We start from the raw sequence: 18,063 nt of genomic DNA on the forward strand, positions 1-18,063 counted from the left end.
GGACGAAGTAGAGGAACACCTCGTATTTCGAATGCGCTCTTGCGTCGCGTTCGTGATTTTGCTCAGATAAAAGGAAATGGAAGTATTGACATTGCTATTGCTAAATTCGCATTAAAAGCATTGAATGTCGATGCGCATGGTCTTGATGAAATGGACAACAAAATTTTGACCACCATCATCGATAAGTTTAAAGGTGGCCCAGTTGGTATTTCCACACTGGCCACTGCTGTTAGTGAAAGTGCAGAGACCATTGAAGAAGTGTATGAACCGTTTTTAATACAACAAGGTTTTATTATGCGAACGCCGCGTGGAAGGGAAGTAACCGAGTTAGCCTATAAACACCTCGGCAAAATAAAAGGTGCAACTCAAGGCGGATTGTTTTCATAAATTTCTGAGGAGTATTGGGCTTTGTGAATTTGTATTATGAGAAAATTCGGAGCTCAATATTTTTTGTGATCTTAACGTTTAAATATCACAAATTTTGATAAGGTAAGCACAAAACTCTAATTTTATAGTATATGTAGTTTTTGTGGTTTTTGACTACTCAAATCAGTGCAAATCTGCCAAATCAGCGTCATCAGCGTTCTATAACCAGCAATGAAATTTGTTTCTAAGTAAATGATCACCAAAAAAGAAATCCCTTCAGTTCCTTTAGTTCGTTTTCTAAAGCATTCTTTGGAGATTCTGAAAAATCCTCTGCCGTTCCATCACGAAAATTTTATAGCTAAGGGCGACACGTTTAAATTAAGGATCGGTTTTTCTAGCGAGATCGTTTTCTCTCGAGATGCCGCTTTCATCGAATATGTGCTTCAAAAGAACCCTAAGAATTATACCAAATCTAAAATTCAAACTGAAGATTTGGTCAAATATGTTGGGAAGGGCTTATTGACAGCTGAAGGGGATTTGTGGAAAAAACAACGCCAATTGATACAGCCTGCATTTCACAAAAAGCAATTGGCGAATCTTTTGGATAAAATACGTGAGGCGATTCTGTTGGAATATAAGTGTATTGAAGTTGGTAAAACGATCGATATGTTTCCTGTGTTTAATGACTTGGCTTTTCAGACCGTTGTAAAGTCTCTGTTCAGTAGTGCGGCAAGCGCTGAAGATATTAGCAGATTGCAATTTATCACGGAGGCAGCCCAGAAAATGTTGGTCAAAGAACTACGTCAACCTTATCTAGGCTGGTGGTTCAAAGCCAGTGGCATTATTGAAAAACATTTGGTGCTAACCCGGGAAGCTCGACAAATTCTTAAAAATATTGTCAATACAAGACGCGAATCCAAAGAAAGACATGACGATTTGTTGGACATGCTTTTGGAAGCACGCTATGACGATGGCATTGCAATGGATGAAGAACAGCTTATTGACGAAATCTTTATTCTCTTTACGGCGGGTCATGAAACCACCTCCAATGCATTGACTTTTATTTTTCAGCTGTTAGCGCAACATCCGGAATGGCAAGACGAAATTTATAAGGAAATTAAACGAAACGATAATCCTGAGGATTTGATGCTCGTGGTCACGACTTCAAAAGTTTGCCAGCAGGTCATTGAGGAAGGAATGCGTTTGTATCCACCAGTATATTTTATGGATCGCGTGAATGTAGAAGAGGATGAATTTAACAATTTTATTTTTAAGAAAGATTCAAAATTGTTGTTTTCCATCTATGAAATCCACCGTCATCCTGAACTTTGGCAACGACCGAATGAGTTTTTACCAGAACGTTTTGAAGATGGTGGCCGTAAATTTTCATCACAATATTTTCCTTTTGGTGCAGGCCCAAGGAAATGTATCGGTAATAATTTTGCTATGTTTGAAATGATTATTGCCGTGACCGAATTGGTTAAAACCTATAAGATATTTCAAGAATTTGAAACTATAGAGATGACTCCTTTGATTACTTTGAAGCCTAAGAATGCTTTTTTAAGATTTGAAGAACGAATTAAGTGATAGAAAACAGATCCAAATACAGCCAACTCATAAAAGCTGAAGCCAAACGCCTCGGCTTTATCTCCTGTGGAATTAGCAAAGCACAATTTTTAGAAGAAGAAGCACCCCGACTTGAAAAATGGTTAAAGAACAACATGAATGGCGATATGCAATACATGGAAAACCATTTTGACAAACGTTTAGATCCAACCAAACTTGTTGAAGATTCTAAAAGTGTCATTTCATTATTACTGAATTATTATCCAAAGGAAACTCAAATTCAAGATACCTATAAGATTTCTAAGTATGCTTACGGCACCGATTATCATTTTGTGATCAAAGACAAGCTTAAAGAGCTATTAAACTTTATCCAAGAGGAAATCGGCGAGGTCAGTGGGCGTGCTTTTGTAGATTCAGCACCGGTTTTGGACAAGGCTTGGGCCGCCAAATCCGGATTGGGATGGGTAGGAAAACATACCTTGTTGTTAAGCCAACAAAGAGGTTCGTTTCATTTTGTTGCGGAGTTGATAATTGATTTGGACTTGGAATATGATCATGCAACCACCGATCATTGCGGCACCTGTACCAAATGCATCGATGCCTGTCCAACGCAAGCCATTACTGAACCATATGTGGTAGATGGCAGCAAGTGTATTTCCTATTTTACCATCGAACTAAAAGATAAAATCCCCACCGACTTCAAAGGGAAATTTGAGGATTGGATGTTTGGCTGTGATATCTGTCAGGATGTATGTCCTTGGAACCGCTTTTCAAAAGCACATAGTGAACCCTTATTCAATCCACATCCTGAATTATTATCTATGACCAAAAAGGATTGGGAAGAGATTACTGAAGATGTGTTTCAAAAACTCTTTAAGAAATCAGCGGTTAAACGCACAAAGTTCGAGGGCTTAAAACGAAATATCGAATTCCTGAGGAGCCAGGAGTCTTAAAGAGAATTTTTCTTTTATAAGAGCAATCTATTTAATACCTACATGACGATTCCAGAGCTATTCAAAAAATAAAGTACGATAGCCAATACTTAAAACCGATTGCCACCTAATCCCTAATTCCTCATGCCCAATGCCTAATTATACCAAACCGGTTTAGGTTTACCCAGTTCAAAATTTGGAAAGCCAAAATCCTTAGTTTCAAAAGCATTGGTTTTAAAAACATTATCGCCATGACCTGGGATTTTGGGATAGAATGAAAACGACAGTTGAAAGGAACTAAAGGTCAAATAATCATTCCTAATAATAACGCCGATGCCGATAGATGAATATAGTTTGTTGTTTAGTAACGAAGAACCTTCCTCGCCCAGCATGGCTGCGCTTAAATTCACATACGGATTTATTCGAAAGCCCATTACATCCCATGGAGAATAAAACTGTGTCTGTAACGCCAATACATATTTTTTTGTACCCATCAATTCACTATCAAACCCTGGAATACCTGCGCCATTTTTAAGATCATAGTAATTGTCGTAAACCCCTTTAAATCGGTTGTTTTGATCAATGGTAATGCGATCGCCAGGAGATGCCAATCGTTTGGTGCCAATCAGTATTTGTGGTTTTACAAATTGACGCATTTTCCAATGGCCGCTTAATGAAATGAGTCTTGTAAAGTAATTCGCTTGTAAGGATATGGTGGTTTGTTCTAAATGACTCTGGTCCACGAAAGTTCCAATTTCAAAATTGGTACTCAAATAACCCCAATTAAAATAATTACCGTGAGATGCCTTCACGCCAACATACATGCGGTTGTGTTGATTTTTTCTTTGATAACCACCGGTCACGGCGTAAATAGTCCCAACGGGAACATCTTCAATAGTCCCATCCCTAAAAACATAGTCGTCCTTGACGAACTGTCGTGATGCAATGCCAATACTTCCTAAATAAAACGATTCGTTTGCAAAATAACCAATACTGTCATAAGCGCGAGTAGGGCGTTCACTATAGCCTACGTGCAAATATCGTGCACTGGTAATAAGGCTGGTGGAGCGTTCTTTTTCTGAATTACCATCAAAAATTTTAAAGGCATGGCCACCCCAAAAGTCTTGGGTTAAATATTTGAAGTTTTGTAAACTGGATTCAGATCGTGCATTCTGCAAAGAATCTTTTCTAAATTGTTCATCCAGATAAATGCCGCCAGCCCATCGGGTTAATGGCGAATAGAAATGCCGTTCAATATTAAGGACTTTATTGTAATAGCCATCCAAGTCATTTTTATAGGCGACGGTGGTTTTGATAAAGGTGTTTCTAATATTTGGAACTGTGTATTTCATGTCATAGCCGTAGCCATAATTCTTGTCCTTTAAACTTTTGATCACGCTGTTATTGAATTCATGTCCAAAACCGAGAAAATTCGAATTCTTCAAGGTTAATTTTGTTTTTGAAGTGGAAATACTTCCGTTTGGGATTATGGTCCAAGTGTCCAAAACCTCAATATGTAAGTCCACTGAGTCTTTAGAGGTATCGGCGTCTTTAGCGGTAACCTGAACGCGTCGTATAAAATTCTGTGAGCGTATTAAACGTTCCGTCTCATTTAATAAAAACGTATCTAAAGGTGTGTTTTCTTTAATGAGTAAAATATTTTTTATGGCAAAATTTTTCGTTTTGATATGTATAAAGTTGCCTGTTTTTTCAACCCAACTGTTAGCTGTTTGCGTGCTATCGGTGAATGAAAATCCAAAAGGATCATGACTTTGTATCGTGATGTGTCTGATGATTTTACCTTCAAACGGCGTAAGATTTTGCTTCCGAATGTTTTTTGAGTCGTTTGTGGGTTTTTTAGCAGTCGATCTGAAAACGAGCTTATAGATTGTTTTAGTGAATTTTCTTTTTTTGGAATACTCTTCAATTTTCTTATAAATTTCAGTCGAATCCTTGTCCGTTTTGGTTACCTGCGCAACAAGCAAACCTTGACAAAATAAAAAGAGAAGGATTAAAAAGAAGGTTTTTAAAGACATTAGTATAGCGAGGTTCTAAAAAGAATGACAGACAAATATAATTCAATTGGTTAGCTTAAATCCATAAATTAATAGTGTAATGCAGTTTGAATCTTGACATTTATTTTCCAAAGCAATAGTTGGACTTTTCATGAGATGTATTCCTAATTGAGGATTCCATTTTTTAGTGTCGGATTAATCGATTTGATATTAAAAATTGAGGGGAAATAGGACGACACAGAATTGACTTATTGTCCTAAAATATTGCCGCCACGTTAATTTGTTTTAAAACCAACTTATCTCAGTTTTCTTTACTTATAAAACGCTTATATTTGTTCCTTAGCAAAATTTTAAATTATTATGAGCAAGCAGAGCAAACGTAGAGAGGCATTAGTATATCACGCAAAACCTACCCCTGGAAAAATTCAGGTGGTTCCTACTAAAAAATACGCGACACAACGCGATTTGTCATTGGCCTATTCCCCAGGCGTGGCAGAACCGTGTTTAGAAATTGCCAAAGATGTCAATAATGTTTATAAATATACAGCCAAAGGTAATTTGGTAGCCGTAATTACAAATGGTACTGCAGTTTTAGGATTAGGTAATATTGGTCCTGAAGCGTCAAAACCTGTAATGGAAGGAAAAGGTTTACTTTTTAAGATTTTTGCAGATATAGATGTTTTTGATATTGAAATCGGGACTGAAAATGTAGAGGAATTCATTCAAACCGTCAAAATGATTTCGCCAACTTTTGGGGGAATTAATCTTGAGGATATCAAAGCACCAGAAGCTTTCGAAATTGAACGACGCTTAAAGGAAGAATTGGACATACCGGTCATGCACGATGACCAACATGGAACCGCGATCATATCTGCGGCAGCGTTATTGAATGCCTTGGAGATTGCGGGTAAAAAAATTGAAGACACTCAAATTGTGATCAGTGGCGCAGGCGCTGCGGCCATTTCATGTACACGTTTGTACCAAGCTTTTGGTGCCAAACGTGAGAACATCGTGATGTGCGATAGTAAAGGTGTGATCAGACAGAGCAGAGTAAATTTGTCGGCCGAAAAAGCTGAATTTGCTACCCATCGTGAAATCGATTCGTTAGAAGATGCCATGGCAAACGCCGATGTTTTTATTGGTTTATCCACTTCAAATATTGTTTCTCCTGAAATGTTATTGTCTATGGCCGACAATCCTATTGTTTTTGCCTTAGCCAATCCAGATCCTGAAATTGACTACCAATTAGCCATCGATACCCGTAAAGACGTAATTATGGCTACCGGCCGATCGGACCATCCTAACCAGGTAAATAACGTGCTAGGATTCCCTTATATTTTTAGGGGCGCTTTAGATGTTAGGGCAACTAAAATCAACGAAGCCATGAAGATGGCCGCTGTTAAAGCCCTTGCCGATTTGGCGAAACAACATGTTCCAGAACAAGTAAATATTGCTTATGGCGAAACCAGATTAACTTTTGGAAAAGAGTATATCATTCCAAAACCTTTTGATCCACGATTAATTTCAGAAGTGCCACCGGCAGTTGCAAAGGCAGCTATGGATAGTGGGGTTGCCAAAGAATCAATTACCGATTGGGACAAATACCGCGATAGTTTATTGGAACGTTTAGGTTCAGACAATAAAATCATCCGCCTCCTAACCAACCGCGCTAAAATGGATCCGAAACGGGTCATATATGCTGAAGCAGATCATCTTGACGTGGTAAAGGCAGCACAGATTGCTTATGATGAAGGCATCGCCATTCCTATTTTATTAGGAAGAAGAGAAACCATTTTGAGCTTGATGGCTGAAATTGAATTTGATGCAAATATTGAAATCATTGATCCTAAAAATGATTCAGAAGATGCGCGTCGCAATAGATATGCGGAAGTGTATTGGTCGCAACGCAAACGTAAGGGCGTCACACTTTACTCCGCTCAAAAGTTGATGAGAGAGCGCAATTACTTTGCAGCCATGATGGTTAATGAAGGCGATGCTGATGCTTTAATTTCAGGTTTTTCGCGCAGTTATCCATCGGTGGTTAAACCGATGTTGGAGCTTATTGGATTGGCTAAAGGCGCCACTCGTATCGCCACCACCAACCTGATGATGACGCGACGTGGACCTATGTTTTTGAGTGACACCTCTATCAACATTGATCCGCCTGCAGAACATTTGGCGACCATTGCACAAATGACTGCAAGAATGGTAAGGATGTTTGGTATGGAGCCCGTCATGGCCATGATTTCTTTTGCAAACTTTGGCTCTTCAACGAGTCCGAAAGCAACAAAAGTAAGAGACGCCGTTAAAATTTTGCACGAGACCAGCCCAAATTTATTAGTGGACGGGGAATTGCAAACAGACTTTGCACTCAATCAAGAAATGCTTGAAGAGAACTTTCCATTTTCAAAATTGGTAGGCAAAAGAGTCAATACGCTTATTTTTCCAAATTTAGATTCTGCAAACATCACGTATAAACTTTTAAAGGAACTCAATAAGGCAGAATCTATCGGGCCAATCATGATGGGTATGCGCAAGCCAGTGCACATTTTGCAGTTGGATGCTAGTGTGGATGAAATTGTCAATATGACCGCTATTGCTGTTATTGATGCCCAACATAAGGAGAAAAAAGAACAGGAAATCAAAGCGGCCTTGGAAAAGGAATCAGCTTTATAATGAGAATAATTTTGTTACATTTGAGTATTTAACTAAAGCCATTACATGATTACACATATCCAAGGGAAACTTGTTGAAAAAAATTTAACTGATGTTGTAATAGATTGCAATGGTGTCGGCTATCTCCTCAATATCTCATTGCACACCTATTCTCAAATTCCAGAGGGCGACTATCTTAAGCTATATACCTATTTGCAGGTTAAGGAAGATTCCCATTCTTTGTTTGGTTTTTCATCCATCGCGGAGCGTGAGATTTTCAAGTTGTTGATCTCCGTAAGTGGTGTCGGTCCGAGTATTGCACGGACCATGCTGTCCTCTTTAACGCCAAAACAGGTTAGAGAAGGCATCGCGCTTGGTGATGCGGCATTGATTCAATCCATCAAAGGCATTGGCGCTAAAACGGCAGCCCGTGTGATTTTGGATTTGAAGGATAAGGTGTTAAAGGTGTATGATTTGGATGAACTTTCTACCATTAAAAACAATACTAATAAAGATGAAGCGTTATCTGCTTTAGAAGTTCTCGGATTTGCGCGAAAACAAGCTGAGCGGGTTGTGGATAAAGTGGTGGCAAGTCAGCCCGATGCAAGCGTGGAAGTCATCATAAAACAAGCGTTAAAAAACTTATAAACGGATTTTGAGTACAACGAAACCTAGCTTATCATTATCAGTAAAACGTTTATGGCTCATAGGTGTGGTCTTGTTTGTAGGTTATTTTGGGTTTTCTCAAGTGGTTCCAGTCGATCAAGATTCGACTAAAACTGGGTATGCATTTGGCACGATCAAAATGCCGAATCCAAATAGTATCGTTTCAAAATACACTTATGATCCCAAAACCGATCGGTATATTTATACAGAAACGGTTGGGCGGTTCAATATTAATTATCCACTGATTCTAACTCCAAAAGAGTATCAAAAGATGGTGTTGGATGAAAATCTAAAAACCTATTATAAACAAAAGGTTGACGCTGCCGAAGGTAAAAAAGCAGGGACTGAAGATCAGCAGAAAAACTTGCTTCCTGAGTTTTATGTCAACTCCGGGTTTTTTGAAACCATCTTTGGTGGCAACACCATTGAGGTCATTCCGCAAGGTTCGGTAGAAATGGATTTAGGGATCTTGTTTACCAAACAGGACAATCCGTCATTTTCGCCACGCAACCGAAGTAATTTTACATTTGATTTTGATCAACGGATCAGTTTGAGTTTATTGGGAAAAGTGGGGACACGACTTCAAGTAACAGCCAATTACGACACGCAATCTACCTTCGATTTTCAAAATTTAATTAAGTTGGAATACACGCCAACCGAAGATGATATCGTCAGAAAAATTGAAGTGGGTAACGTGAGTATGCCACTCAATAGCTCTTTAATTACCGGTGCGCAAAGTTTGTTTGGTGTTAAAACCGAGTTGCAGTTTGGAAAAACTAAAGTAACCGCTGTTTTCTCTGAACAAAAATCCCAATCACGCTCAGTGATAGCGCAAGGTGGCGGTACGCTTGAGGAGTTTTCGTTTTTTGCAAGAGATTATGACGAAAATCGGCATTTTTTCCTCGCTCAATACTTTAGGGATCGTTATGATGTAGCTCTTCAACGTTATCCATATATCAACAGTAACGTACAAATTACACGTATTGAAGTTTGGGTCACCAATAGAAGTAACCAAACGGATAACGTTCGTAATATTGTCGCTTTCCAAGACCTTGGGGAATCACAACGTGTAGGCTCTGCGGTTAATATTTTATTGCCTGGACCACTTCCCAATAATAAAAATAATGGTTTTGACCCGACCAATATCGGTGGCGCAGGGTCCAATTTAAACAGCGCGGTCAGGGATATTACGCGAATAAACCAAGGTATTAATATTCCTGCAAATGAAGGTTTTGACTTTGGGAAATTGGAAAATGCCCGAAAATTGACGGAAGGCTATGATTATACCCTTCAAACGCAATTGGGTTATATTTCATTGAACCAGCGATTGCAAAACGATGAAGTCTTGGCCGTTGCCTTCCAATATACTATTGGAAGCAATGTCTATCAGGTAGGGGAGTTTGCCAATGATGGTGTTGAGGCTACAGGATCTTCAACCGATCCGGTTTCGGGCAATACCGTCATCAACAATAATAACCTTATCTTAAAGATGCTGAAAAGTACGATCACTAACGTGAATCAGCCTGTTTGGGATTTGATGATGAAAAATATTTATGATTCTGGCGCCTATCAATTAAGTCAGGAAGATTTCAGATTGAATATTTTTTACACGGAAGCGTCGCCGTTAAACTACATTAAGCCAGTGGCAGGGACCACTTTTCCACTGTTTGATAATAATACGCCAGATCCATCTGATGATACACCGATCACTGAAACGCCATTAATTCGACTGTTCCATTTGGATCAATTGAACTATAACAATGATCCGCAGCAAAATGGTGATGGATTTTTTGACTTCGTTCCAGGGATCACGGTTTTGACCCAAAATGGTAAGATCATTTTTACCAAAGTGGAGCCTTTTGGAAAGTATCTATTTGATGTTTTAGCAGACCCTGCGTATCCTTCAGATTATAATGATGATATCTATGCCAACCCGAATCAGGAAAAATATGTATATGATATCCTGTACAAGGGTACTAAAACTGCAGCCTTGCAGCAATCTGATAAAAATAAATTCCAATTAAAAGGACGTTATAAATCTTCAGGTGGCGAAGGTATTGCCATTGGTGCCTTTAACGTGCCAAGAGGTTCTGTAAAAGTGACCGCTGGTGGACGAGTGCTGGTGGAAGGTGTCGATTATACCGTGAACTATCAATTGGGCCGTGTTGAAATTGTGGATCAGGCTTTAAAAGCTTCCAACACACCGATTAATGTGTCGGTTGAAAATAATGCAGTTTTTGGGCAACAGACCAAACGGTTTACGGGTTTGAATGTGGAGCACCAATTCAGTGAAAACTTTGTTTTGGGCGGCACTTTGTTAAATTTGAATGAGCGTCCCATTACCCAGAAAGCCAATTATAATACCGAATCGATCAATAATACCATCTTTGGATTTAACGGGAACTATTCTACGGAAGTGCCCTTCTTAACGCGATTGGCAAATAAGTTACCCAACATTGATACCGATGTAGCCTCAAACCTTTCGGTAAGAGGAGAATTTGCATACCTACTTCCTGGTGCTCCAAAAGGCACCGATTTTCAGGGAGAGGCGACGGCTTATGTGGACGATTTTGAAGGTTCGCAAGGCAGTATCGATTTATTATCTCCACAGTCTTGGTTTTTATCCAGTCGTCCTAAAGGATTGGGCATTGGTGCGAATGAAGATCAAATTGGTGTGCAGAACGGTTTCAATAGAGCGCATCTGAATTGGTACACGATTGACCCTATTTTTTACAGTAACCAACGGCCAAAGGGAATAACAGAAAATGATTTGTCCAACCTTTATACCAGACGTGTTTTTATAGATGAAATATTCCCACAAAGAGATTTGGTTCAAGGTCAGACTACCATCATTCCAACTTTGGATTTGGCTTATTACCCAACTGAAAGAGGGCCTTATAATTTTCAAACCCAGAATATTGATTATCCAAATGCACTGACCCGACCGCAAGATAGTTGGGCGGGAATTACCCGAGCCATTACCAGTACCGATTTTGAACAGGCCAACGTTGAATACATTGAGTTTTGGGTTCAAGATCCGTTTTTGGATAATCCGTCAAATCCGGGAGGAAAACTGCTTTTAAACCTAGGTAATATTTCAGAAGATATTATTAAGGATGGTAAAAAACAATATGAAAACGGTCTTCCCGACAATGGAGATGTGAGCGGATTGCAAGTGACTGAATATGGAACCGTCGTGCCACGAAATCAATCTTTAATTTATGCCTTTTCAAGTACCGGAAACGATCGTGCCAATCAAGATGTGGGCTATGATGGCTATAATGATGCTCAGGAGATAGCGAAATTCGGTTCGCAATTTGGCCCTGATCCATCCAATGATAACTATAAATATTTTCTTCAGGCAGAAGGCGATATTTTTGAGCGCTATAAAATGTATAATGGTTCAGAAGGAAATTCGCCAGATGTCTTTTCTGAAACCAATAGAGGTTCAACAACGCAACCTGATGTAGAGGATATCAACAGAGATAACACAATGAATACCATTGATAGTTATTTTGAATATGAAATTGAAATCACCCGTGCGAGTCTGGATAATCCAAACAACATCCTTATTAATGATGTAAAGAGCCGGAATATCACGTTGCCAAACGGCGATAATAGAGATGTGAAATGGTACCAATTTAGAATTCCAATTGACAATGCCACACGGGCCATTGGTGGAATCTCCGATATCCGGTCCATACGTTTTGCAAGAATGTATCTTAAAGATTTTACACAAACCACCGTCATGCGTTTTGCCACATTAGATTTGGTAAGAAGTGACTGGAGACGTTACACCATGGATTTGGACAGCAATCCAAACAACAACAGTGCGGATGCTTCCTTTAGTGTTGGGGTCATAGGTCTACAAGAAAATGAAGGGAATTATGTATTGCCTCCTGGGGTTGAGTTGGAGCAATTAAATAATAACAATAATATCATCAGACAAAACGAACAATCTTTAGTAATTGAGGTTTGTGAATTGGTAGGAGACGACTCTCGTGGAGTTTATAAAAATATTAGTGTGGACATGCGTCAGTATAAAAAACTGAAAATGTTCATGCACGCTGAAGGTTTGGAAGGACGTACTTTATATCCTGGTGAAATGGTTGGTTTTATCCGAATGGGGAATGATTTTACCCAAAATTTCTATGAGATTCAAGTGCCATTAAACGTGGTTGCAGGAGCAGGAAGAGATCAAGTATGGCCTTCTGAAAACGAAATTAACCTGAATTTGGATGTATTACAAAAAATCAAAGCCTTAGGGATTAGTGATGGTTCTTTGTCCAATCAAAATCCGACCTACTATAACGTCACCTCTTCGGGGCCAGAACTTGTACAAGCAGGAGATAATTTTGAGGTGGGGCAAACACGCGTGTCCATAAAAGGAAATCCTAATTTTGGAGATATCAGGGTGCTAATGGTTGGTGTTAAAAACAATACCACAGCGACCAATTTATGTGGGAAGGTGTGGTTTAATGAGCTTCGTCTTTCTGATTTGGATAATGAAGGCGGTTGGGCTGCCATATTGAGCATGGATACTAATATCGCCGATTTTGCCGATATCAGTGCGACAGGACGTCAAAGTACCGTTGGTTTTGGTGGTATCGAGCAACGTCCTAATGAGCGCAGTCGTGAAGATGTCAAACAATACGATGTGGTGACCAATATTAATGTTGGCCAGTTACTGCCTAAAAAATGGGGCATCCAGGTACCGTTCAACTATGCGCAAAGCGAGGAGATGGTCACGCCTAAATATGATCAGTTTTATAATGACTTGACACTCGACTCCAGATTGGGTGCCGCAAGTTCTTCAGCAGAAAAGGATCAGATTTTGGAGCAGTCTGAAGATTATACAAAGCGCAAAAGTATCAATTTTATCGGCGTTAGAAAACAGCGGACGGGCGATGAAAAACCACGTTTTTATGATGTGGAGAATCTGACCTTTAATTATTCCTATAATAAAGTAGAACATCGGGATTTCGAAATTGAAAATGCGTTGGATCAAAATATTAGAACCGGGGTTAATTATGCCCATAATTTCAATCCCATCACGATTGAGCCGTTCGCTAAAAATGATTCTATTTTTAAAAGTAGATATGCTAAGATTCTAAAGGATTTTAATTTCAATTTATTGCCGAACAGTTTTACCGTCAATTCAGATATTTTACGTCAATTCAATAAGCAGAAATTTAGAGAGGTTGAACTGGCTGGTAATAATATTGGGCTGGAAGAATTATTTAGAAGAAACTATCGTTTCGATTTTCAGTATGCCATTAATTACAAAATCTCAAAGTCACTGAATCTTAATTTCACGGCTAATAACACCAATATTGTCCGCAATTATTTTATTGACGATATCATTAACGGGAAACAAGATCCTACACTTGATGTTTGGAATGGTTTTTTTGATTTGGGCGATCCTAATATCCAAAATCAGCAATTGCAACTCAATTACGAAATTCCGTTATATAAGATTCCAACCTTTAGTTTCTTAAAAGCAACCTATTCTTATACGGGCGATTTCCAATGGCAAAAAGGCTCTGATTTGAACACTAATTTCCCGTTCGAGGATGAAGTCACTGGGACATTTCGCAATTATAATCTTGGAAATTCAATTCAAAATGCGAATACCCATAATATCAATTCCACGTTTAACCTGGAAACACTTTACAAACATATTGGCTTAGTAAGAAAAGACAATAGGAAAAATGGAACTCAAGGTCGTAGCGCCGTGCCTGTAGGACTTCAAAGAAAAGATGGTAAGGCCGACGCGGCGGATAGATGGGCAGCGGGTCAAGCCGTAGCCGATGAAACAAGTGTAGGTACAAAAGTGTTTAACACCTTTGTTGATCTTGCCACTATGGTTAAGCGTGTGCAAATCAATTACAGTGAAAACAACGGAACATTTCTGCCAGGGTATTTACAAACTCCAGGATTTATAGGAACGTTAAAGCCAACATTTGGATACACTTTTGGTAGCCAAAATGATATTAGAGATATGGTAGCCAGAAATGGATGGTTGACCGTTTACCCCGATTTCAATCAGCAGTACACCGAAGTTACCAACCGAATTTTGGATGTGTCTGCAAATATTGAAGTGATCAAAGATTTAAAAATTGATTTGATTGGCAGTAGGATGTATTCCGAAAACACCAGTGAAAACTTTAATGCCTTAGACACCAATGGCGACGGCATGAGCGATACCTACAACGCGTTGATTACAAATTCATTTGGTAATTTTAATATTTCTACGTCACTTATTAAAACCGCGTTTAGTGCAAGTGATGAGACGCAATCGGCTGCCTTTGATGATTTTAGAGCAAATCGATTGGTGGTGGCAAGACGTTTGGCACGTGATTTTTATGGAAGTGATACCTATCCAGTAGATGCTGGAGGCTTTCCTGTTGGGTTTGGAAAAAACAATCAAGCGGTGTTGTTACCGGCCTTTTTATCAGCCTATCAAGGCTCAAATCCCGATCATGTAAGCTTAAGTGCTTTTAGAGATATTCCAATTCCTAATTGGACGTTGAAATACACTGGTTTGATGCGTTTAACCTGGTTTAAGGACAAGTTTAAGCGTTTCTCTGTGACGCATGGCTATCGCTCTGGTTATACCATCAATCAGTTCCGAACCAATTTGGATTACGATAAATCCAATCCGGAAGTGCTCGATCAAGGAGGAAATTTTAAAAATGAGACCCTTTTCAGCAATATCAACTTGGAAGAGCAATTCAGTCCGTTGGTCAAATTGGACTTTGAGATGAAGAGTTCTGTAAAAATTCTTGCTGAAGTTAAAAAAGATAGAATCCTTTCCTTAAGCTTTGACAATAATTTATTGACCGAAATAAAAGGGAATGAATATATTGTGGGACTTGGTTACCGCATCAAGAACGTGAGGATCCGTTCAAAAATGGCCGGCCCTCAACAAGTTATTACGGCCGATTTAAACATGAAGGCCGATATTTCGTTACGCGATAACAAAACCATCATCAGGTATCTTGATTTGGAAGACAATCAAGTGACCTCTGGGCAGACTATTTGGGGTGTTAAATATTCGGCAGATTATGCCTTCAGTAAAAACTTAACGGGTATCTTCTATTTTGATTATACATTTTCTGAATATGCCATCTCAACGGCATTCCCGCAAACAACCATCCGATCAGGAATTACCTTGCGTTATAATTTCGGGAATTAATTTTGATTAAAGGATTTTAAAAAAGTACATTTGTTTCACTATTAAATTTATTACAAAAATGAATATACCAGCACAATTAAAGTACACCAAGGATCATGAATGGATTAGCATTGATGGTGAAGTAGCAACTGTAGGAATTACAGATTTTGCACAAGGAGAATTAGGCGATATCGTCTATGTAGAAGTTGAAACTTTAGATGAAACTTTGGAAATGGATGAAATTTTCGGAACCGTGGAAGCTGTAAAAACAGTTTCTGATTTGTTCTTGCCACTCTCTGGAGAAATTATCGAGTTCAATGAAGTTCTTGAAGATGAACCAGAAAAAGTAAATACGGATCCTTACGGCAAGGGTTGGATGATCAAAATAAAAATATCAGATCCTTCTCAAGTAGATAAGTTGCTTTCTGCGGATGCCTATAAGGAACTGATAGGTGCGTAAACGATGGGCTTTTGCTCTATTTGTGCTATACGCCATCATTCTTTTAGTACTTAGTTTGGCATCCCTTCGTGGCATCCCTTCTCTTGGCACTTCGTTTGATGACAAAATTGGACATTTTGGAGCATACTTTATTTTCACCTTATTGATTTTCAATTATTGCAATGCATTGAAAATTAGAAGCGCACTATTTTGTGCCTTTGTTATTGCCTCCTCTTATGGGTTTTTAATGGAGTTGCTTCAAAAATTGTTAACCACCGGTAGACAGTATGATCTGTATGATGCTCTTGCTAACGGCTTTGGAGCGATTCTTGCAGTACTCTTTGTAATAGTCTATAGAAAGTTAAAGTTAAAATAAATTATTCATTTGCTTTTTTAACAAATTATTGGTTATTTTAGCATCCTTAAACACTCTAAGCATATGGAACCGAAAAAAAATGTAAAGGCAGACGTTGGTAGAAATAGTTCAATCTATTTTTCTGTTGGTCTCGCTTTAATGTTATTGTTGACCAATTTGGCCATCAATTACAAAACTTATGATAAAGCAGCGATTGATATTGGCATGATTAATATGGATGATGAATTGGAAGAAGAAATTCCAATCACTGAACAATTACAAACGCCTCCACCGCCACCACCGCCGCCACCAGCAGCTCCAGAGCTTATCGAAGTTGTTAAAGATGACAAAGAAGTTGTAGAGACTGTAATTGAATCATCTGAATCAAATCAGGAAGTAGAAATTGCGAAAGTTGAAGATGTTGTTGTTGTAGAAGCTCCAGAAGAGGAAATCGAGGTGCCATTTGCAGTTATTGAAAACGTACCTGTATTTCCTGGATGTGAAAAGGAGAATGGTAACAATGCGAAAAAGGACTGTATGTCCAAAAAAATCGCTGAGTTCGTAAATAAAAGATTCAACACGGAGTTGGCTTCTGAGTTAGGTCTTTCAGGAAGACAACGTATTAATGTGATTTTTAAGATCGATAAAACTGGTAGCATTACCAGTGTTCAGGCAAGAGCACCACACCCTGGATTAGAAAAAGAAGCACAACGTGTGATCGGCTTGCTACCAAAAATGCAGCCTGGTAAACAACGTGGTAAAGCGGTAACTGTACCGTATTCTTTGCCGATCTTATTCCAAGTTCAAGATTAATAATATTTTAGTGTTTAAATATTTAAAGATCCCAACGTGAAAGCGTTGGGTTTTTTATTTTCTTATCTTTAAAGAGCCTAACTCCCTTGACGAAAATATTTTTTAAGGATGTTAAAATCCCATCGCAATAAATCGATGGGATTTTTGCTTTTGTATGCTTGTTGTGATTTTAGTATAATATTAACATTTTAAACACGTGATATTATGGAAAATCTAAAAAAATGTACTGAAGTTACTGCTAACCGTAGCGTTCGGCGTGCAAAACCACACAAACATGACGCAAATTTAAGAAAGAATTCTGCGCTCTACTTTCAGGTCGGATTAATACTTTGTTTACTGCTGAGTTACGGACTTTTTGAAATGAGGTTTGAAGAAAAGAACCTTACTTTGACAAAAGTTAATTATGTTGATCCTAATGTGGAGGTTTTTCCGACCAATTTTATTTTGGAAAAAGAAGTCTTCAAGCAAAAAAATGAAGTGATCAAGAATCAAGTTGTTCTTACCATTAATCCTATTGTTAAGGACAACGACTTCGTTGAAAATCTTCCAACAGAACTTTTAACTGAAAGTCCGATCGTAAGTATAAATCCTGCAAAAATTGAAGACATTGTGGTCTTTAAAAAGGATGATGACGATGATATCGATTTAAAAGTCTTTAGCACTATTGGCGTTGAGATGGCACCAGTTTATCCAGGTTGTGAATCGCAGAAAAACAATGAAGGCCTTTTAAAGTGTATGTCAGATAAATTATCCCAATTGGTTCAAAAGAAGTTTGATAAAGATTTGGCCTCCGAACTTGGTTTATCTGGAACTCAAAAGATAAACGTGGTTTTTAAAATTGACAAATTAGGGGTTGTAACTGAGGTTCAAACCCGTGCGCCGCGCCCGGAACTGGAAAGGGAAGCCAAAAGAGTGGTGGAGCAAATCCCAAAAATGACGCCAGGAAAACAAAGAGAGCGACCAGTTACGGTTCAGTATGTATTGCCTATTACTTTTAACGTGCAATGATTTTATCTAATATGATCTGTAGTGAGCTGCTATAAAATTCCATAGCGGTTTTTTAGTGTACTCATTTTGAA

The 18,063-nt window shown here is 38.6% G+C and carries 11 protein-coding genes; 10 read left to right on the forward strand and 1 reads right to left on the reverse strand.

The annotated features are described in order from the left end of the window. The 3 genes from ABIQ28_RS00175 to queG all read left to right on the forward strand — a co-directional run. Nucleotides 1-387 (forward strand): Holliday junction DNA helicase RuvB C-terminal domain-containing protein (locus ABIQ28_RS00175; RefSeq protein WP_348034724.1); only part of this gene is annotated, 387 nt, incomplete at its 5' end. A 231-nt stretch (nt 388-618) separates the two neighbouring features. Beyond that, nucleotides 619-1,953: a cytochrome P450 gene (locus ABIQ28_RS00180; RefSeq protein WP_348034725.1), complete on the forward strand. Its 1,335-nt coding sequence runs from the start codon at nt 619-621 to the stop codon at nt 1,951-1,953. Then, nucleotides 1,953-2,885, forward strand: a complete 933-nt coding sequence (gene queG / locus ABIQ28_RS00185) for a tRNA epoxyqueuosine(34) reductase QueG (protein ID WP_348034776.1) — start codon at nt 1,953-1,955, stop codon at nt 2,883-2,885. Before ABIQ28_RS00180 ends, queG begins: the two co-directional genes overlap by 1 nt. A gap of 134 nt (nt 2,886-3,019) precedes the next feature. Here the strand turns inward: queG and ABIQ28_RS00190 are convergent, their stop codons facing one another. Next, on the reverse strand, nt 3,020-4,900 hold the full coding sequence (locus ABIQ28_RS00190) for a hypothetical protein (RefSeq protein ID WP_348034726.1): 1,881 nt from the start codon (nt 4,898-4,900) through the stop codon (nt 3,020-3,022). Between the two features lie 339 nt (nt 4,901-5,239). On the opposite strand from ABIQ28_RS00190, the gene ABIQ28_RS00195 reads away from it, so the two are divergent. From ABIQ28_RS00195 to ABIQ28_RS00225, 7 genes are all read left to right on the forward strand, one after another. After that, nucleotides 5,240-7,555: an NADP-dependent malic enzyme gene (locus ABIQ28_RS00195; RefSeq protein ID WP_348034727.1), complete on the forward strand. Its 2,316-nt coding sequence runs from the start codon at nt 5,240-5,242 to the stop codon at nt 7,553-7,555. 45 nt (nt 7,556-7,600) lie between these two features. Then, nucleotides 7,601-8,182: a Holliday junction branch migration protein RuvA gene (ruvA, locus tag ABIQ28_RS00200; RefSeq protein ID WP_348034728.1), complete on the forward strand. Its 582-nt coding sequence runs from the start codon at nt 7,601-7,603 to the stop codon at nt 8,180-8,182. A 64-nt stretch (nt 8,183-8,246) separates the two neighbouring features. Continuing rightward, entirely contained in the window at nt 8,247-15,398 is a 7,152-nt protein-coding gene (gene sprA / locus ABIQ28_RS00205; RefSeq protein ID WP_348034777.1) for a cell surface protein SprA, read from the forward strand. A 58-nt stretch (nt 15,399-15,456) separates the two neighbouring features. Continuing rightward, complete coding sequence (gene gcvH / locus ABIQ28_RS00210; protein ID WP_348034729.1) at nt 15,457-15,837, forward strand: glycine cleavage system protein GcvH; 381 nt, start codon at nt 15,457-15,459, stop codon at nt 15,835-15,837. Next, complete coding sequence (locus tag ABIQ28_RS00215; protein ID WP_348034730.1) at nt 15,830-16,192, forward strand: VanZ family protein; 363 nt, start codon at nt 15,830-15,832, stop codon at nt 16,190-16,192. The genes gcvH and ABIQ28_RS00215 overlap by 8 nt, the downstream gene beginning before the upstream one ends. A 63-nt stretch (nt 16,193-16,255) precedes the next feature. After that, nucleotides 16,256-16,984 (forward strand): energy transducer TonB, encoded by a 729-nt coding sequence (locus tag ABIQ28_RS00220; protein ID WP_348034731.1) that lies wholly within the window; start codon nt 16,256-16,258, stop codon nt 16,982-16,984. A 204-nt stretch (nt 16,985-17,188) separates the two neighbouring features. After that, nucleotides 17,189-17,992: an energy transducer TonB gene (locus tag ABIQ28_RS00225; RefSeq protein WP_348034732.1), complete on the forward strand. Its 804-nt coding sequence runs from the start codon at nt 17,189-17,191 to the stop codon at nt 17,990-17,992. Nucleotides 17,993-18,063 lie beyond the last annotated feature (71 nt).

The organism is Gelidibacter sp., assembly GCF_039916245.1.
Lineage (GTDB): Bacteria > Bacteroidota > Bacteroidia > Flavobacteriales > Flavobacteriaceae > Gelidibacter.